Source organism: Dyadobacter sp. CY261, from assembly GCF_021440085.1.
Lineage (GTDB): Bacteria > Bacteroidota > Bacteroidia > Cytophagales > Spirosomataceae > Dyadobacter.
Genome location: NZ_JAKCPW010000020.1, coordinates 1 through 19210, shown reverse-complemented (window position 1 = coordinate 19210; position 19210 = coordinate 1). Strand labels below are relative to the sequence as shown.

Below are 19210 nucleotides of genomic sequence, written 5' to 3'. Positions count from 1 at the left end.
CCAATATTCATAATGACTGCCTTAAATAAATACTATTAAAGCTTGATTGCATTACGAACTCAGAATAGGGTCGCCAAAGAAATTAGCTTTTGCTTACAAGTTTTTTCAATCTGGCCGTCACAGAACTGTTACTTCCGTCAGATTCTTCGGAATAGTAACCGTATCCGTAGCCCCCGTAGCCATATCCATAGCCGTAGCCCGCTCCATAATTAACGCCATTAAAGATAATCGCCAGGTTATTGAATCGTCTGACACGTTGCAAATCACCAATGCGTCTGAGGTGATCCAGAATTGTGTAATTGAAACGCACTAGGTAAAGCGTCGCATCCACGTGCTCTGCAATCAGAGCTGAATCAGTAACCAATCCATACGGCGGAGAGTCAATAAGGATATAGTCATATTTTTCGCGGAGTTCTTTCAGTAAGACAGGAAGTTTACCGTTGCTCAACAACTCGGAAGGGTTTGGAGGAATCGGTCCGCTGGTCAAGACATCAAATTTAGGGTGAACGCCGGTAGACTGAATATAATCTACGTAATGTCCTTGACCAATGAGACAGTTCGAGGCACCAAACCGGTTGGGTACGCCAAGGCGCTCATGCAAAGTTGGTTTGCGTAAGTCAAGACCAATGAGTAACACGCGTTTGTCAGAATACGCCAAGCTCGCAGCAAGGTTAATACTTACAAAACTTTTTCCTTCACCCCCGATGGACGAGGTAAACATGATCACACGGCAATTGCCATCGCCAAGATATTGTAAGTTTGTTCTCAATGCCCGAAATTGTTCGGCCACCGCGCTGCGGCTGGTCATTTTAATAATGGACTCTTCTCCAGGCACGCCGTTAATAGTTCCTTTCATCTGGCCAATCTCGCCTAGAATAGATGAGTGGGTAACCTTTTCAATCTCTTCTCTTCTTTGTACCGTATTATTTAGCATGAAGAGTAAGTTGATCAGCAAAATGGGTATAAGAACTCCAGCAATACCCGATCCCAACCAAACCAACGTCTTTTTAGGCTTTATCGGTTTAAAAGTGGAGATCGGCGCATCGATCAATCTGCTATCCGTAACGGTAGATGCATAAGCTAATGCTGTTTCTTCTCGCTTCTGCAAGAGATACAAATATAACTCTTCCTTAATGGACTGTTGACGTTTAATGCCTACGAATTCGCGTTCTTTTTTTGGAATACTGCGTAGACCAGCCGAAAATTGGGTATTGATATTCTCCAGATTTCGCTTGGTTACCGCCATTCCACGCTTTAAGTTCTGAACGTTCTCTCTGATAGATTGACGTGTTCCGTTCAACTGTGTGTTGATTGTTTGCAAAAGCGGGTTATTCGGAGATGTAGTCCGGGCATACCTTTCGCGTTGCAATTCCAGTTCGTTGAATTTTGTAAGAAGTGAAACCAGAACGGGATCGTCAATCATATATGTAGCTGGCGCAACGGCTCCATCACCTGCATTTTGGATGTAGGTCTCAATACTTTCAAGAATGCTGATTTTTGTGTTTACTTCATTTAGCTTAGAATCGTTTTCCTTAATATTTTCTAAGAAAAGCTTCGATTCGGCGCTAATGTCGGTAATCCCTTGGTTCGTTTTGTAAGCTTCAACATCCTTTTCAACATCACCCAACTCGCCGGTAATCAATCCTAAACGATTTTCAATAAACTTCAATGTGTTGCTAGCTTCGCTATTCTTATCATTTAAAGATGATTGGACATACACATCTAGCAGTTTGTTAAGAATATCTTTGGCGCGTTGGACATTAGAATCTTCATAGGTAAGTTCCAATACTGTACTCTTAACGTTGGGTTGTTCAACAGTAAGACGTTTCAGAATAGCCTCAGAAAGATTTTTCACGTCACCGAAATGAATGTGAACCTTTTCATAAGGAGAGCTGCCTCCTTTGGTTACAACAAAAGCACCCCAGGCATTATTAAATCTTTGGTTAAAGGTAAAAACCTTTTCTTCATCATTAAAGCGAAAGTGGGTACTGTCAACGATGGTAATTGTCAACGGCTCTTCGTAGCCAAACGGTGTTACTATTTCCGCTTTTACTGTCACCGGGCTAGTTTTATACAAATCAACTGTTTTCAGTCCGTCTCGTGTTGTATATGCAACGTCAAGAGTCAACTCTTTCACGACTTGCTCCATTAATGTTTGAGACTTGAAAATCTCCATTTCATTTTCAACGGTCTTGTTTCCTCCAAATTGAGAACTCATTTCCGTAAGAATGTCACCTTGAGAGCCGCCAATACTTTTCTCTTCTTTAATTAAGATGCTTGTTTTTGTGCTGTAAATCGGCAATGTTGTTTGTAAGTAGAAGAAAGCAACAGTCAGCGCAGATATAAAGAATACAGGAAAAAAATACCAATATCGAAAATAACGACTTATATATTCGCTTAGGTTAAACTCCTCAACCTCGTTCGAGTGAGTACTGTCTTGGGATGTGTTTAAGATATTGTTGCTCATAACGTTGAGTTGAAATAGATGAAGACCCTATTTAGTTAAATTGAGAATCAAAATTCCCAGTGTGCTTATTCCTCCAACAATTGTAACTATTAAGGGTACAGTTCTTATTCTACTGTCTGTATCCAGCATTCGTGCCTTTACCGGCTCAACATAGATCAGGTCATTTTTGTGTAGATAGTAATAAGGAGAGTCAAATACCTCACGAGAGGTAAGATCTAAACGAGCATATTCACGTTTTCCATTCTCTTCCCTTATTATCATAACGTTGCTCCGATTCCCATAAATAGTTAAGTCACCAGCTAAACTGAGTACCTCGGGTAGTGTTATTTTTTCATCGGGTATGACATACACTGCGGGCAGCTTTACCTCTCCGAGAACAGATACCTTGAAATTGAGGTTTCTGACAATTACGGATGGCTCCTTCAAGAAATTTTGTAGCCTCGCTCGGATAGAATCGGCAGCAACGTTAGTTGTCATGCCTGCCACCTTTACTTTTCCAAGAAGTGGTATTTCAATGTTGCCGTCTATGTCTACCAGATAGCCCAAAGGTTGAACCCTGGGGCCACCCATACTCGAATAATTCGTACTGGCAGTTGTAAATTGATTTGGAGTGTTAAATACCTCACTCGCTTCGGTATTCAAGCTTCCAACAATGATCGAAAGAATGTCGCTGGGCTGGATTTTTGGAACGTAAGTTTGTTTTATTTCCTGAGAAGAGTATCTGGTTGAGTCCCCTTGGAAATATACAATCGACTTAGGAGAAACGCAGGAAGTAGTTACTATGATTATCGCGATATAGCTTAATAGTAGAATGCCAGCAACTTTTGTTAGTTTTCGGGGATTGAAGGTCATGTTATAAACGTTGAGTAAATAGTGTTTTTTCTAAATTATTGATAGTGAGTAGCTTAATGTTCGAGCAGGTTTGTTTTGATGAGCGGATGTATTGATTTCAACATATTGATAAATTCATTCTCAATTTTAGTCAAGTTGGCCGTTGCTAGCATGTTCTTGATATAGTCCTAGTTGGGTATTGTTTGCAATTCAATACAAATATAAAATAAATTCAATTATCGTCATCAAAAATTTATAAGTTTTTCATTCTGGAACGGGTATTTCGAAATCCAGTTGTTGCGGTTGCTCCTCTGTATCATGTCTAAATGCTGGATTTTATGGGCGTCAGTGCCTAAAAACGTGATCAGATTATTCTTTAAAAGCCATTCGGCCATCTTCGTAATATTTTCTCCGTAATAACCCGACAATGACAAAATATTTACTTGCAACTCACATCCGCCATCCGCAAGTTTTTTATAGATAGAAGGATCAGCGTAGAAGTAAGTGTACCTTTCGGGGTGCGCTAACACGGGTTGATAGCCTTTCTCAATGATCGAGAAAAGGGTTTCGGACGTGTTTAAAAGAGGTGTGGAGTAGGGCAGCTCTACCAAAAGACGATTTCCTGGCAGGGTCAGCATTTGTTGTCCCGTATTAAGTAAGTGGGTAAAGTGTTCGTCCAGGAAATATTCCGCTGCCGCTCCAATCTCAATGGTAAGACCGGCTTGTTTGCTCGCTTGTCGTACTTCCTCCAGTTTACTAAGAACTATTTCGGGTGTGTTTCGATAGCAGTCCCACATAACGTGCGGGGTCGTGATTACCTGCTTGTAGCCCAAGCTCTGCATTTTAGACGCCATTGCCACAGATTCTTCCACTGTCTCTACTCCGTCGTCCACTCCGGGGATCATGTGAGAATGTATGTCAATCCCAATGTGATCTAACGTTACATCCTTATTGTTCGTCTTACTAAATAACCAGTTAAGCATATGAAATTCGACAGCTACCTTAGATAATTTACAAAATTAGAAAAATGAAATTATTTAAAGCGAGGAGTCGGAATTATGATTTTAATAGAATTCGTGTCAAAATAAGTCAAAATAGTCCGGTTGCCGAAAAATTTCGATGCGTAATTTTAGGATTTAACTGTTTGGTAACGGATTGTACTATTCCTTGCAAGGCAATTTAGTGTATAAATCTGGTTGAATGTCACTACCCGACGGAATAAATAACCTTATTGAGGCGTTTTGTTAGGATTGCCCTGGATTGACCTAGGGGGCGTTAGCTCCTCTTTTAACAGAGTATGGGATAATGATTTGTGAAATTTGAATTATTCTGATAAAATGATTTTGTAATTGTATCCTCTTCAAAAATTACACCGGTTAATAAGAAAATGCGCCAGTTAATGCTTTGTCACCGCTTCCTGGTGCCGCCACAATTCAAGAAATATGTGGCTATTCTGGCGTAAATGTGCAAAAGTGCCTTCATCGACAATGCGGCCGTCCCTAAGAATATATACGTAGTCGAACTTTGCAAGCAGGTGCAGTCGGTGTAGGGTAGATATCACCGCTTTGTCCGAAAACTCCACAAACATTTTATCATAAATCTGCGCCTCGGTCTTCGGATCAATGCTGCTGGTCGGCTCGTCCAGCAGGATAATGTCGCTAGTGCGCGCCGCGAGTATGCCTCGGGCGAGCGCGAGACGTTGCTTCTGTCCGCCCGAAAGGTTTACGCCTTTTTCCTGAATGCTTGATTCGAGACCGTTGGGCAACTTGTCGACTACGTCGGTGAAATGCGCAGTTTTGCAGACGTTCATAATCTCGCTTTCCTCGAATGGCAGGCCGAGCGTAATGTTATAGGCAATGGTGTTTTCGAAGATCTCGGGATCCTGAGGGAAAAGTGTCACCCGGTCAGCGAGCATTTCAATGGCTGCATCCTGCTCGCCGTCCAAGGTTACTTTTACATCCTTCTCGGGTTGATATAACCCTCGCAGCAACGCGAGCAGCGTACTTTTGCCGCTGCCGCTTTCGCCGATGAATGCAATACGCTGCCCGCGGCGAATGCGGATATCGATGCTGTGAAGGCTGTGAGCCTGCTTTTCGGTATCATACAGTTCGCCGTGGGAGAAATTCAGGTTGGCGATGTGGATCTCCCTCCATTTTTCGGGAAGCTCGCCGGCCCCATCCTCTCGGTGATGTTCACGGTAAGCTTCGCCAATGGACCGGGCGGTTTGCACTTCGGTGTTATACCGGATGATTTCCGTGTATTGCCACGCGATGTCTTGAAAAACACTTGTAAACTGGTTGACATAACTTAAAAGAGTCACCAGCCCACCCACCAGGAACACCTCTCCGGGCACATAATGCTGATACACATAGCCCAGCGTCACCACTACGTAAATAATGGTGATAAAGACGCTTGCCACAAACCATTTCCATTCATTGACGATCACCGATCGTCGGAAAGGAGGGAATATATCGGATACCTTGCTCATCAGGCTTACCTTCATACGCTTTTCGAGCCTTAGGGTGATTACAGTGATGATATTAGAAAGACTATCAAACAGTGTTGAAGAAACGATGTGCTCCTTCTCATTCGACTCGTCGAGTGCTTTGATGAATGGTTTGTCAAATTTGAAAATCACATATACATTAATAATTCCGATAAGTACACCAATGGCACCGAAAAGTGGGGAAAACCAAATGATCGCCACAAACGAGAAGACGAACTTGGCAAATGCGTGCAGGAACATAAAGCCGTTCTGGAAGAAGTCTTTCAATGCTTCATAGGCTTTTCGGATGCGGTTGATCGTTGCGCCGCTGTGGTGGTCCTGGTGCCAGCGAATGGGCAAATGCAGGGACTGGTGATAAAGCTCGTCGAGAAAATTTCGGCTGAGATCAAATGCAAGTTTACGCTCCATCACACGCGCAGGGCCGTGAAATGCCCATTCGAGCAAAGTCAGGCCCAGGTAGGCGCCTGCGTAGATCCAGACGTTATGCAAAGTGCCTTCCACATCCAGTTGAATGGATTGGATAAACCAGCCATATAGCAGGGGATGCGCGGCCAGCACGAGGTTGGCCACGACGAACATGCCGTACACCAGCAGGTAGCGGCCACGTTTCTGCCGGGCATAACGCCAGGCTGTGGCAAGTAGAGATAGGTAGGGGTTTTTCATGCTAAATACAGGGTTGGTAGAATGGAGCACCGTCCCTGGCAACTAACAACCACAAAACGAACCCGAAGGTTGCCCACCGGTAGGTAAACTTTATGTGAAGAATCAGTAGTTTTTAAGAGTTTACGGTTTAGTTACACGTTAACCGATTTTTTGCAAACCAACTATTAGAACTACCAAACCGGAATTTTATGAAAAGATTAATGCATGTTTTTTGCAGCGCCATCATGCTGAGCATTGCCCTGGGAATTTCCGCACACGCACAGGACGGCTGGATTACATTATTCAATGGAAAGGATTTCACCGGCTGGAAAGTTGGTGCCAATGCGAGCTCCTTTTCGATCGAAGATGGTACCATTAAAGTGGCCGGACCCAGGGCGCATCTTTTCTATGAAGGGCCGATCAAGAACCATATGTTCAAGAATTTTGAGTTTAAAGCTCAGGTGAAGACAACAGCCGCCTCCAACTCAGGTATTTTTATCCACACCGTTTACCAGGAAGACGGCTGGCCTTCTCAGGGCTACGAAGTGCAGGTAAACCAGTCGCACACTGACTATAAGCGTACAGGTAGCCTATACAATGTGGTCGACGTGAAAGAAACCTACGTGAAAGACAATGAATGGTACACCGAGTACATTAAAGTGGAAGGCAAGCACATTACCATCAAAATCAACGATAAAGTAGTGGTCGATTATGAGGAAACTGACGTAGACAAACGCCAGGGCGACATGAAGAACAAATTCCTGAAAGCTGGTACATTCGCGTTGCAAGCGCACGATCCTAAAAGCATAGTTTATTATAAAGACATTCAGGTACGACCGCTTACCGAGTAACCGCATTGCTTCCGATGGAAGAAACCGTAGCATTTGAATCGATACTGGAACGCCTCCCCAAAAAGGGAGGCGAATTTTATATGTTGGTACCCGACGAGGTGGCCGCGTAATTTGTGGAAGGTCGCAAACCAGCCCGCGTGCGGTGCGTGATCAATGGGCATGTGAATTTTCAATGCGCGGTCCGGCCGAAGGGTGGGGGAGGGTTTTATATCAATGTGGCAACTGCACTACGCCAGGAAGGTAAACTGGTACTCGGCCAGAAACTGCACGCGACAGTCCGTAGGGACGATAGCGAATACGGTCGTGATATGCCGGAAGAATTACAGGAACTGCTGGGGCAGGATAAGGAGGCGAAGAGGTTGTTTGAAAATGCCAAACCTGTCAATCAACGAGCCATGATCCATTATATTGCCAGTGCCAAATCTATCCAGGTGCGTATTGATAGGGCGATAATGATGACTGACCGGCTGAAAAATGGTAGGATAAGTTAGTTGTCAGTTTTGGTCATTATAGTCAGTTTTGGTCATTGGGTAAAAACAATCCCGACTTTTGGAGACTATATCTGACGATTACTGATTACTTCGTCATTCATTGTGATTCGCCACACTCCGATACTGACTCGGCGATATGCCCTCCGATTTACGGAATTGCCTTCCAAAGTAGTTCAAATCTGAAAAGCCGAGCTGGTAGCAAATGTCGGAAATGCTTTCTTTCGTATGAGAAAGCAGTTGTTTGGCTTTTTTGATCTTTTCCCTTAGTATAAAATCTAACGGACTAATGCTGAACTCGCGTTTGAACGCGCGGTAGAATGAGGCCCGGCTCATGCACGCCTTTTCACTCAGGTCCTCAACCTGGATCTTTTCATTAATATTAGCTTTGATGTAGTTGACCACAAAAGCCAGCGGATTGTCCTCATGCAGGTATGATGCCTCATCGGTAGCGGCCAGGTGCTGCGTCTGGATAATGTGTACAATGAGCTCCTGTAATGTAAGATCGGCCAGAATATCCTTTCCCAATGCCGTTCCGGAGCAGATCTTGATGAGCTTATTCAGCGTTTGCGCGAGCTCGATGTTGTTGAGGAAATGGTATTGATTATGTTGTAATGACCAAAACTGCTGCTTGCCTTCGCGCGGGTAGGTTTCGCTGAGGCGGTCGATGATCTGCTGGATTTTAGGCTGGTCGATCGCCAGGGCGATGCATTGGGTTGGATTTTCGCGGGCGGCTTCCGGGAAATCGATTTTCATCGTCACATTCGCCGGTACCAGTACCGTTTCGCCAGGCAGGTAGTCGAAACCCGGTTGATCAAACAAATGCATGACTTTCTTCCCGCGCAGCATGCTGGTCACCACGAAATCAGAAAAGGTAAGTGGCACAAGTGCCGAAGGTTGTAAGGTCTCAAACAGGTTCAATTCACAGTTGTCGAGCGTAAATGCCCTACGGTTCTCCACCAAAGTTTTCAACGATTTCTCCCCCGAAACACTCACCCGATCCAATCTGTAACCTGCTGCCATCACACAAAATTTTGGTTTAAGCCCCTCTTTCCGTCCAAATCCTTCCTCCCCCTCATCCTTACTCGATCCCCCATTTTTCCTAATAAATATATAACTGTTTTTTGAAAAAATGAGATAATTATCCTAACACTTGACACGATCGTGCCACTGTTTAACACTTATGAAAGGTAGGTTTGTATTATCAATCATTTCAAAAAAACCTTAATCATGGATACGATCACCGAGAAACCAGTAGTTGGAAGTAAAACGTACAGCAGTGAGAATCTTGCCAAACGGCCTGAGTTTAAGGAAAAATATGAGAATTATATCAACGGCCAATTCGTAGCACCTGCAAAAGGTGAATATTTCGAAAACATCTCACCAATTGACGGCCAGGTATTCACCAAAGCGGCACGCTCGACGAAGGAGGATGTGGAAGCCGCCCTTGATGCAGCGCACGCGGCATTCCCTTCTTGGAGCAAAACTTCGGCCACCAATCGCAGTAATTTGTTGCTGAAAATCGCGCAGGTAATCGAAGATAATCTGGAGTACCTGGCCATTGTGGAGGCAATCGATAATGGCAAAGCCATCCGGGAAACCCGCGCTGCCGACTTGCCGCTTTGTGTGGATCATTTCCGCTACTTCGCTGGCGTGATCCGTGCCGAAGAGGGTAGTGTTTCGGAGCATGATGAAAATACTGTTTGCATTAACCTGCACGAACCACTGGGCGTAGTAGCGCAGATCATCCCCTGGAATTTCCCACTTTTGATGGCCACCTGGAAAATAGCACCCGCATTGGCAGCTGCGAACTGCGTGGTGGTGAAGCCCGCCGAGCAAACGCCTACTTCCATTATGATATTAATGGAGCTGATCGGCAACATCCTGCCTCCCGGCGTGCTCAATATCGTGACCGGCTTTGGCGTCGAGGCTGGTAAACCGCTTGCATCGTCGCCACGTGTAGCTAAGGTGGCATTTACCGGCGAAACCACTACGGGGCGTCTTATTATGCAATATGCTTCGGACAACCTCGTGCCGGTGACGATGGAGCTGGGAGGCAAGTCGCCGAACATTTTCTTCCCGTCGGTCATGGATGAGGATGATGAATTTTTGGATAAAGCCATAGAAGGCGCCGTGTTGTTTGCTTTGAACCAGGGCGAGGTTTGTACTTGCCCGTCGAGGATGCTGGTGCACGAGCGCATTTATGACAAGTTTATCGAAAGGGTAATTGAGCGCACAAAAGCCATTAAAATGGGGCACCCGTTGGATGGGACAACAATGATGGGGGCGCAGGCTTCGAACGACCAGTACGAAAAGATTTTGTCTTACCTCAAAATAGGTAAAGAGGAAGGTGCCGAAGTGCTCACCGGCGGCGCTGCGCAGACTTTTGAGAACGGCATTTCGGGAGGTTACTATATCCAACCGACTATTTTCAAAGGCCACAACAAAATGCGGATATTCCAGGAGGAGATTTTCGGACCCGTGGTGTGCGTAACCACTTTCAAAACCACGGAGGAAGCTATCGCCATTGCGAATGATACACTTTATGGCTTAGGTGCAGGCGTGTGGACGCGCGATGCACACGAGCTTTACCAGGTACCACGGGCGATCCAGGCGGGTAGGGTGTGGGTTAATAATTACCACGCCTATCCCGCCCACGCTCCGTTTGGCGGCTACAAGAAATCAGGATTTGGGCGGGAAAACCACAAGATGATGCTGGGCTATTATCGCCAGACCAAAAACATGCTGATTTCTTACGATAAGAACAAGTTGGGATTTTTCTGAGGATGTTATGACGGAGCGCGTTCTGATTACGCCCGAAGCCGAGGCCGTTGTGGCCCGGCTTCGGGAAGAGAATGGAGAGCTGATGTTTCATCAGAGTGGCGGTTGTTGTGATGGCTCGCAGCCCATGTGTTTCCCAAAAGGTGAATTTCGGGTGTCGGATAGTGATGTGCTGTTGGGAAACATAGCGGGCTGCGGGTTTTTTATGAGCCGTGATCAATTTGAGTACTGGCAGCATACCCAGCTGACGATCGATGTCGTGCCTGGCCGCGGCTCGAGCTTTTCGCTAGAGATCCCCCTGGGGGTACGTTTTATAACCCGTTCAAGACTTTACACGCCCGAGGAAACCGGTGATCTGACGGCAATCAACATCTGAAAACCAGATTATTGATGGAGGGGGCAAGGCCGTCGTGCAAGGGACCTTTACACGACGGTTTTGCACGTTTCTTGTCATTTTAGCACTTGTTCGTTATATTTGTTCAAATCGAGCGGTTTGCTGACTGGAAAAATCAAAGTCAGCTATATCTATAACACATCTGTAAATCAACGAATTTGCAGGTTTTAAAAGCTGAATTTTGAATTTCAACGAATTTGAACTCCACGAAGACGTGCTAAACGCCGTGGATTCCATGAACTACCAGCAGGCGACACCAATTCAGGAGCAGGCAATCCCCTACATTCTCAGCGGCAAAGACCTGCTAGCCTGCGCACAGACAGGAACCGGTAAAACTGCCGCCTACCTGATTCCCATTCTCGACAAGGTTGCCCACGAGGCAAATGAACATACCGGAGCACTCATTCTGGTGCCTACCCGTGAACTGGCGGTGCAGATCGACCAGCAAATCCAGGGGTTGGGGTATTTTGTCGGAGCTACCAGCATTGCTGTTTACGGCGGCAACAAAGGCCCGGAATGGGACCAGCAGAAAAAAGCCCTGACGCAAGGAGCAGATATTATCATCGCCACACCGGGGCGGTTGATCGCTCATTTGCAGTTGGGTTATGTCAATTTCCGCACCGTGCGACACCTCGTACTGGATGAAGCCGACCGGATGCTCGACATGGGCTTTCTCAGCGATATCCTAAAAATTATGAGCTTTCTGCCCACGCAACGGCAAACATTGATGTTTTCGGCCACTATGCCTTCCAAGATCGGTGAACTGGCTAAACGCATTTTACAAAATCCCGAAGAGATAAGGCTCGCCGTATCGCGTCCTGCCGACCGGATCGATCAGCAGTTTTACCTCGCAAAAGATGAGCAGAAGCTGCCATTGCTGGTACATTTGCTCAAAGAAGTACAAAATATCAGCATGGTATTATTTACTTCCCGCAAATCTAATGTGGAGCCGATCGTGCGGGCGTTGCGGAAATTGGGCCTTGGTGCGCATGGTATCTCTTCGGATTCGGAACAAGGTGAGCGGGAAATTGTACTGCGTGATTTCAAAAACCGGCAATTCCCCATCCTGGTTGCAACCGATGTCTTATCCCGCGGCATAGATATTGATAACCTCAGCCATGTGGTGAACTACGATGTCCCCCGCGACCCCGAAGACTATGTACACCGCATAGGCCGCACAGCACGGGCCGAATCAAAAGGAACAGCGATTACCTTTATTAATGAGCAGGATCAGAAATATGTATTGAAGATCGAAAGGCTTTTTGAGAAGGAATTAGAAAAAAAGTCCATTACGCGTGAATTGGGGTTGGGTGAAGCACCCACGTTCGAGCCGCCACGGTTTCGGTCGGGACGGCGTAACACTATTAATAAGAATACAAAAAAGGTTGGTCAGGGCGCACAATCAGCGAGAAAACCACATCGCGAGGCCAAACCCCTGGAAACCGCCAGCGCAGAAAGCAAGCCGACAGACGTGGCTGTGGCAGCTGTCACCAGCGAGCCAAAGCGCAGGAACAAACGGCGGAGACCTAAAAAGAGTCAGCCGACATCTGTAAACCCTACTGAGGCACAAGCCTCTTGATCAGCGTTGGTCAGACGTGAGCATTCATTTGTCTTGCTTAACCGTCATGAAAGAACTTAAATTACGTACACTTGGACCGTTTGATAGATTGGATAAGGAATTATAAATTTAGCGTATCCGATCCTCCCATTATCACAATGGAAGGTTTGTTCTCGCTACTGCTGCTTTTGCTTTTGAGCCTTCTTGCAGTATTTTTCCACCTTATCCGCATCCTCTTCAATTCCCCGGTTGATTTTTCACTCGACTGGAATCTGTTTTTAAGCTGGATACCGCTTATTATTGCCTTCTTTGCGGATAACCTCACGAAACGTTTTGGACATATCCCCGTTTTGCTGGGCATTCTCAGCATAGCTTGGCTGGCATTCTTCCCGAATGCGCCTTACATGATCACCGACCTTGCGCATCTCACGGTGGACTATCAGCGTGACCTTACCTGGCATGATACGATCATGCTCTTCTCTTACGCCGAAGTGAGCCTTTTTAACGGACTGGTGTCGCTTTACTGGATTCATCGTTCCTGGCGGAGAATATTTGAGCGGAAAACGGCTAATGCGATGTTACTCATTAGCTTGCCGCTGGCCGGTTTTGGGGTATACCTTGGCCGTGTACGCCGAATGAACAGTTGGGATATCCTCCATGACCCTCATGCCATTATCGATAACCTGTTAGAAAGTTTGCTCGATCGCACGGCTTGGGTTTTAGCTATGGAAATCGGGATGCTGCTGGGAATCTTGTATTTGGTACTTTGGGGCGTAATCCGCTTCCGCATCCGGCATTCTAAAAAGAATACAGGACCCGGAAACAGTTAGTTGTTTAACTGGATTTCTACGTCTGAAAGCCGTTGATTTTTCGTAAAATAGCGGTTGGAGAGTTTTGACACATCAATGGATCCGGATTGGATAAATTTCCCCGCTGTCTAAATCCTTCCTTGAAATGGGCCCATTGGAAATATTGTATGAATGCGAGCATTTGGTAGCTATTAATAAACCGAATGGCCTCCTTGTACATCGCTCACATATCGCCAGCGACGCCGACGTTTTTGCGGTGCAACTCCTGCGCGACCAACTTGGCCGAAGGGTGTACCCCGTCCATCGCCTCGACCGGAAAACCTCGGGTGTCCTGCTCTTTGCATTGGACGAGGCGACCAACCGGGAAATGCAACGCAAGTTTATGGAAGGTGAAGTCGCCAAGACTTATCACGCCATCGTACGAGGCTACACGCCCGACGACGGTAAAATAGATTATCCCCTCAAACGTGATGATGGTGTAACGCAGGAAGCGGTTACCTATTTCGAAACGCTGCTACGGACTGAGGTGCCTTTCGCAGCCGGAACGCATCCGACATCGCGCTATTCGCTCGTCAAGCTCAATCCTGTTACGGGCCGCATGCACCAGCTCCGCAAGCACATGGCGCATATTCTTCATCCGATTATTGGGGACAGGCCCCATGGCTGTAATAAGCAGAATAGGTTTTTTAAGGAGCATTTGGAGATGATTCAGATGATGTTGCATGCCCAGTCAGTACAGTTCAACCATCTGGTGAATGGAGAACAGGTTATAATTGAGGCGGGTTATCAACCGGAATTTGCGCGAATGACAAAAGAGTTGAAATTGTTACAATGATTATAGTAAGTAGTACTATTAATGTATTGTAACCATACCTACACACGAATAAGTAACATCTTCCATAAAAACTGTGATATATTTGTCATCAAATAAAATATTTTGTAAAAAATTTGTAGAAATACTTTGTAAAACCGTAGTAACTTACTAATTTTGATGTGAGTTAAGAAGTGATATTCTACAAATGACAGAGACGAAATGTGAAGGCTATCCGCTAGACCAATGGATAGTAAGGGATGTAGCAAAATCTACCCTCCGAAATCAAACGGTATTAAGTTCTTCTACAAATCGCATCTGCGACATTTTAATGACCCGCCTTAACTAGACAAATCAAGCAACAATGCCCTTATGGCGTATCGACCGTAAAGGATAGAAGTATTGTGCCCGTCAGAACCGCCTCCGCACCGGAAATTCAATAAGTCGGAGATTGCCTTAAAGTTTTTTAACGCTTTGTAACCATTAAGCCACCATCATGGCATACCTGGATACCTATACTCAGCCCTTAACGGCCGCAACCGCTGCGCACCTGTTAAGGAGGGCAACTTTTGGTCCCACGCAGCAGGAAATCGCAGATTTTACAGGTAAGACGGCATCACAGGCCGTCGACATTCTGATCAGCAATGCTTCGTATCGCGCTACTCCTCCGCCACCGGTGGAGATGGATGTGGCTAGGAGCGATGCGGGCCAGCCGTTTTTAGGGAAGGCGTTTTCAGGCGGGCGAAACGCCGCTTATTATAACTATATTAAATGCTGGTGGATCGGCTTAATGACCGAACAGACCAATCGCCCCTCGGTTGTGGAAAAACTAACGGCGTTTTGGCAGAACCATTTTGTTGTGACTTATTCGTCGGTGGAAGACCATCGTTTCGTAGACAGTTACCTAAGATTTTTAAGGACCAACTGTTTAGGAAGTTTTAAAAATATGGCTATCGGTATTACTAAGGAGCCGGGAATGCTGATCTTCCAAAATGGCAACGAAAATGAAATGGGACGTCCCAACGAGAACTATGCACGGGAGTTGCAAGAGTTATTCGTTGTTGGAGCAAGGGACTTCAAAGGAAACGCAAACTACACTGAGCAAGATGTCAAAGCGGCGGCAAGGGTTTTGACTGGATGGCAGGCATTAAATCGGTACAAAGAGGGTAGTACGTCTATAAGTTCCGTTTTCAATTCTACCCGGCACGATTCTTCAAATAAAATTTTTTCTGAAAAATATAATAATACTACGATTGTTGGCAGATCAAGCGCGTCCGCGGGGGATGAGGAATTGTTCGATCTTATTTCGATGCTGCTAGCTCACCAAGAAGCTGCAAAATTTATCTGTCGCAAGCTTTACCGATGGTACGTTAACCCCAACGTAACCGATGAAATCGAAGATAATGTAGTTGGTCCGTTAGCGCAGTTCTTCGCAAGTTCGGAGAATAATTTCTTAATCGCACCAGTGCTTAGAAAACTACTTTCCAGTCAAGTTTTTTTTGAAAATAGAAACTTCGCCGCCCAAATTAAATCTCCCGCTGAGCTCCTGATTGGTACAGCACGTATTTTCAATCAGCAGGTGCCAGATATAACAACTGAATACGGTCCATTTTACAAAATGACCAGTTTCATTAGTAATGGCCTCAGCCTCTTACAGCTAAATCTATTGGACCAACCATCTGTGTTTGGTTCCCCCGCGTACTATCAAACTGGTTATTCCAAGAATTGGATTAATGAAAGCATCATCGGTCAGCGCGGCTCGAAGACAGATAACTTTGTCTATCCGTTTCTCGAGATTAAACAGGGCTACGTACTGGGGATCGATATTCTAGCCAGGCTTAGAGGTATTCAACCAAACTTTAACGATGTGGCGGGTACTGCGCCAATTGATTGTGAAAAAGTGCTTGCGGAGTTCTGTCGAAACTTATTCGCCTTGGACTTCACCCAAAATCAAAAGGATTTTCTAATTGACTCTATCATGATGATGAAGGCAAGCCCAAGAAGTACCTGGACAAAAGAGTGGAACGCCTATCGTGCTTCACCAAATGAAGTCCAAAAGCAGAATACAATACTCTGGAGATGTCGAGCATTGCTTAAGTATCTTTTAAGGATGGCGGAGTATCAGGTTTTTTAAATTCAGATCATGAAAAGAAGAGATTTTATTTCGGCGGCGTCTTCAATGTTGGTGCCAGTCATGCTAAATGGATTTGGGGTTCGGTCTGTTGCGAAGGGATCTGCCTTAGTTCGATCTCTTCAAGAGACGGCGGCTATGAATAGTGACAGGGTTCTAGTAATTATTTATTTGGGGGGAGGAAATGATGGATTGAACACTGTAATTCCAGTGGATCAATATTCATCTTATTACAACCTTCGGAGTAATATTGCAATACCTGAAAATTCAATCTTGAAGTTATCTGGGCAACAGGAAGTCGGATTCCACCCAGTCATGACTGGAATGAAAAATCTATTTGAGGAAGGTAAACTTGCCATTATTAATTCCGTTTCTTATCCTAACCCAGATCAGTCTCATTATCGGTCAACTGATATTTGGATGACAGGAACGGACGCAAGCCGATTTGAATCCACTGGATGGGGAGGGCGATACTTAAATGATCGATTTTCGGGGTACCCTACAAACTATCCAAATTCGGGCATGGAAGATCCGCTTGCAGTCCAAATAGGGCAAATTAGTACTCCGGCCCTTTTGGGATCGAGTCAATCTGTTGGGATAACTATTCAAGACCCTAATTCATTCTATCAACTTATAGGTGAATCGTCTGTTGACATGAATACTGATTTGCCATGCTGTGATGCTGGTGACCTGTTAAAATTTATAAGGGAAAAGCAGGTGTTGGCAGTAGGGTACGCCGCAGAGATTAAGGCTGCTGCCGACGCTGGGAAAAATCTTGGAGCTTATCCGGACGCCACAGCAAAGAATGATCTTGCCGAGCAACTCAAGATTGTGGCGAGACTGATACATGGCGGCCTGAAATCTAAAATATATTTTGTTGAATTAGGGGGTTTCGATACTCACTCTACACAGGTCTCTAATGTTGTGACAGAGGGCGTTCACGCCCAGCTTTTGAAAAAATTATCTGACGCAATTAGTTCGTTTCAAAACGATTTAAAACTGCAAGGAATAGAAGACAAGGTGTTAGGAATGACATTTTCGGATTTTGGCCGCCGAGCCACTTCGAATGCATCCAAAGGGACAGATCATGGGGTTGCAGCTCCATTGTTCGTATTCGGGAAGGGAATTAGACGCCAGATGATAGGTATTCGACCAGATCTCACAAATGGATTGCTTCCCGCAAACCCGGCTCCCGGATTTAATGATCGGGACATTAAAATGCAGATCGATTTCAGGAGAATTTACTCAGATATTTTGACTGATTGGTTTGGAACTCCCGTGGAAAAATCTAGTCAATTGTTGTTTAGAAACTTCGAAACGACATCGCTGTTTTCTGACACAGTCAAAACTCTTAAATCTGGCGTGTGGCATGATCCGGAAGTTTGGTCATCTGGACGAGTGCCATCTCGATTGGACAAGGTGCATATTCGGTCCGGTCATCTTGTCCAGCTCGCAAACACCGCTTTTGCAAAAGATTTAAAGGTGGAGTCAGGGGCGGAACTTCAATTTCTAGGTAAATATGACATCAATATTGGCGGCTGAAACTATGAAGACTAATTACTTTTACACACCCTTTGTTCTAACATTATTTTGCTGCGTTCATACCTTTTCGCAGAATATAATCCGCACAGACCGTTTACCTCCGGGTATTGTCACCTTTTTAGATACTACACGCCTATCTACTATAAGTGATGCAAGACATGTGGACGGATACGTGAAAAAAATAGGCAAGACGCGTTTTATTTTTCCTGTTGGGAATAATGGATCATACCGGCCATTTGCAGCTAATGGTAATGGAGTATTTGGAGCCTATTTTCAGGATGAAATTTCTACTGCTTCCATACCGGCCGGAGGTCCGTTCCCTGGTGCTAACAAAGAGCAATTGGTAAAACGAGTCGCCGAAAATGAATACTGGGATATAAATGGATCAAATTCTACACAAATTACGCTTAGCTGGAATAGCAAAAGCAACATTTCTGCTTTAACAGATAATTCAATAGACAAACTCACCATAGTAGGATGGAATACGGCTCTTGGCCGGTGGGAGCAGGTTTTGTCGAAAATTGAAGAAGTATCAATCTTTGGGGAGACCAGTTCTCTAACGAGCGGTTCAATTACCACGATTCAGGACATAGTTCCGGATAAATTTGCTGTGTACACACTCGGTAGTACAATTACGACGATAACGGCTCCGAGTTATGAGGGTTCTCTGGAAGTGGCCGGCTGTTCGGAAATAACAGGCTGGGCTTGGGACAGGAATTATCCTGGTTCGGCACTAACCGTTGAGATTTTGGATGGTTCCAGGGTGATTGGAACGACAATAGCTGATATAGCTCGGGAAGACTTGAGAGGCGCTGGGAAAGGCACAGGTCAGTACGGGTTCAGATTTGCATTACCTTCCACATTAATGGAAGACGGTGTAAATCATCAAGTGAGTGTACGAATTGTGGCTACGAAATACCTCTTGGATGGATCTCCTAAAAACTTGAATTGTGGCATCAGGGGAAATGTGACTCTATCGTCATGTAACGAAATCGCTGGATGGATTTGGGACAAGAATAACCCGTCGACGAGACAGCTAGTTGAATTGATAGAAGGAAATAATGTTTTACTTGCAAAATTGGCAGATACCTTTCGGCAAGAATTGAAAGACCAAGGTGTGGGCGACGGTTACTATGGATTTTCTTTTCCTCTTCCATATAACCTTCGGGATGGCAAACCGCATCAGATAAAGGTACGTTTAAATAAGACAGAGTACTATTTACGGCTTTCCGGTAGCGCAGATATAAATTTTACTTGTTCTCCTCCGGGATTCTCGGGATCTTTCGAATATGCTGACTGTAATGTAGTACGAGGCTGGGTATGGGACAAACTAAATCCAAGCGGAGCATTGACTGTAGAGCTGTATGAAGGAACGACTGTGTACGCAACTGCACTGGCC

The 19210-nt window shown here is 45.2% G+C and carries 14 protein-coding genes and 1 pseudogene; 10 read left to right on the top strand and 5 right to left on the bottom strand.

All coding sequences use genetic code 11. The features are described 5' to 3' along the window. Positions 1-82: 82 nt before the first annotated feature. The 4 genes from LZD49_RS31850 to LZD49_RS31835 all read right to left on the bottom strand — a co-directional run bounded on the left by LZD49_RS31850 (position 83) and on the right by LZD49_RS31835 (position 6467). Positions 83-2467, bottom strand: a complete 2385-nt coding sequence (locus tag LZD49_RS31850; RefSeq protein ID WP_234672247.1) for a polysaccharide biosynthesis tyrosine autokinase — start codon at positions 2465-2467, stop codon at positions 83-85. Between the two features lie 27 nt (positions 2468-2494). Next, positions 2495-3319, bottom strand: a complete 825-nt coding sequence (locus LZD49_RS31845; RefSeq protein WP_234672246.1) for a polysaccharide biosynthesis/export family protein — start codon at positions 3317-3319, stop codon at positions 2495-2497. A gap of 224 nt (positions 3320-3543) precedes the next feature. Continuing rightward, a complete protein-coding gene (locus LZD49_RS31840) occupies positions 3544-4281 on the bottom strand; it encodes a tyrosine-protein phosphatase (protein WP_255721370.1) in 738 nt (245 codons plus the stop codon). 413 nt (positions 4282-4694) lie between these two features. Further along, a complete protein-coding gene (locus LZD49_RS31835; RefSeq protein ID WP_234672244.1) occupies positions 4695-6467 on the bottom strand; it encodes an ABC transporter ATP-binding protein in 1773 nt (590 codons plus the stop codon). Positions 6468-6655: 188 nt separating this feature from the next. Here LZD49_RS31835 and LZD49_RS31830 point away from each other — a divergent pair, with 188 nt between their 5' ends. Next, on the top strand, positions 6656-7297 hold the full coding sequence (locus tag LZD49_RS31830) for a DUF1080 domain-containing protein (protein ID WP_234672243.1): 642 nt from the start codon (positions 6656-6658) through the stop codon (positions 7295-7297). 113 nt (positions 7298-7410) lie between these two features. Beyond that, positions 7411-7788, top strand: coding sequence for a YdeI/OmpD-associated family protein (locus LZD49_RS35890; RefSeq protein ID WP_234672241.1), 378 nt, complete (start codon positions 7411-7413; stop codon positions 7786-7788). Between the two features lie 93 nt (positions 7789-7881). Here LZD49_RS35890 and LZD49_RS31820 read toward each other — a convergent pair whose 3' ends face one another. Next, a complete protein-coding gene (locus LZD49_RS31820) occupies positions 7882-8808 on the bottom strand; it encodes an AraC family transcriptional regulator (RefSeq protein WP_234672239.1) in 927 nt (308 codons plus the stop codon). A gap of 207 nt (positions 8809-9015) precedes the next feature. On the opposite strand from LZD49_RS31820, the gene LZD49_RS31815 reads away from it, so the two are divergent. The 8 genes and pseudogenes from LZD49_RS31815 to LZD49_RS31780 all read left to right on the top strand — a co-directional run. Further along, positions 9016-10569, top strand: a complete 1554-nt coding sequence (locus LZD49_RS31815; RefSeq protein WP_234672237.1) for an aldehyde dehydrogenase family protein — start codon at positions 9016-9018, stop codon at positions 10567-10569. 7 nt (positions 10570-10576) lie between these two features. Beyond that, positions 10577-10942 carry a DUF779 domain-containing protein gene (locus LZD49_RS31810; protein ID WP_234672236.1) on the top strand — a complete coding sequence of 122 codons (366 nt, stop codon included), beginning with the start codon at positions 10577-10579 and terminating at the stop codon, positions 10940-10942. A 199-nt stretch (positions 10943-11141) separates the two neighbouring features. Then, positions 11142-12539, top strand: coding sequence for a DEAD/DEAH box helicase (locus LZD49_RS31805; RefSeq protein ID WP_234672234.1), 1398 nt, complete (start codon positions 11142-11144; stop codon positions 12537-12539). 71 nt (positions 12540-12610) lie between these two features. After that, positions 12611-13348 (top strand): DUF1361 domain-containing protein, encoded by a 738-nt coding sequence (locus tag LZD49_RS31800; protein WP_234672232.1) that lies wholly within the window; start codon positions 12611-12613, stop codon positions 13346-13348. Between the two features lie 124 nt (positions 13349-13472). Next, positions 13473-14162 (top strand): pseudouridine synthase, encoded by a 690-nt coding sequence (locus tag LZD49_RS31795; RefSeq protein ID WP_234672230.1) that lies wholly within the window; start codon positions 13473-13475, stop codon positions 14160-14162. 472 nt (positions 14163-14634) lie between these two features. After that, entirely contained in the window at positions 14635-16272 is a 1638-nt protein-coding gene (locus LZD49_RS31790) for a DUF1800 family protein (RefSeq protein WP_234672228.1), read from the top strand. 9 nt (positions 16273-16281) lie between these two features. Continuing rightward, positions 16282-17811, top strand: coding sequence for a DUF1501 domain-containing protein (locus LZD49_RS31785; protein ID WP_234672227.1), 1530 nt, complete (start codon positions 16282-16284; stop codon positions 17809-17811). 4 nt (positions 17812-17815) lie between these two features. After that, positions 17816-19210 (top strand): annotated as a pseudogene (locus tag LZD49_RS31780) (T9SS C-terminal target domain-containing protein); the annotation flags it as partial.

Coding starts and splice junctions, on each gene's coding strand:
- LZD49_RS31810 (WP_234672236.1), top strand. CDS start 10,577: ATGACGGAGCGCGTTCTGATTACGCCCGAAGCCGAGGCCGTTGTGGCC.
- LZD49_RS31790 (WP_234672228.1), top strand. CDS start 14,635: ATGGCATACCTGGATACCTATACTCAGCCCTTAACGGCCGCAACCGCT.
- LZD49_RS31820 (WP_234672239.1), bottom strand. CDS start 8,808: ATGGCAGCAGGTTACAGATTGGATCGGGTGAGTGTTTCGGGGGAGAAA.
- LZD49_RS31835 (WP_234672244.1), bottom strand. CDS start 6,467: ATGAAAAACCCCTACCTATCTCTACTTGCCACAGCCTGGCGTTATGCC.
- LZD49_RS31840 (WP_255721370.1), bottom strand. CDS start 4,281: ATGCTTAACTGGTTATTTAGTAAGACGAACAATAAGGATGTAACGTTA.
- LZD49_RS31815 (WP_234672237.1), top strand. CDS start 9,016: ATGGATACGATCACCGAGAAACCAGTAGTTGGAAGTAAAACGTACAGC.
- LZD49_RS31830 (WP_234672243.1), top strand. CDS start 6,656: ATGAAAAGATTAATGCATGTTTTTTGCAGCGCCATCATGCTGAGCATT.
- LZD49_RS31850 (WP_234672247.1), bottom strand. CDS start 2,467: ATGAGCAACAATATCTTAAACACATCCCAAGACAGTACTCACTCGAAC.
- LZD49_RS31795 (WP_234672230.1), top strand. CDS start 13,473: ATGGGCCCATTGGAAATATTGTATGAATGCGAGCATTTGGTAGCTATT.
- LZD49_RS31785 (WP_234672227.1), top strand. CDS start 16,282: ATGAAAAGAAGAGATTTTATTTCGGCGGCGTCTTCAATGTTGGTGCCA.
- LZD49_RS31845 (WP_234672246.1), bottom strand. CDS start 3,319: ATGACCTTCAATCCCCGAAAACTAACAAAAGTTGCTGGCATTCTACTA.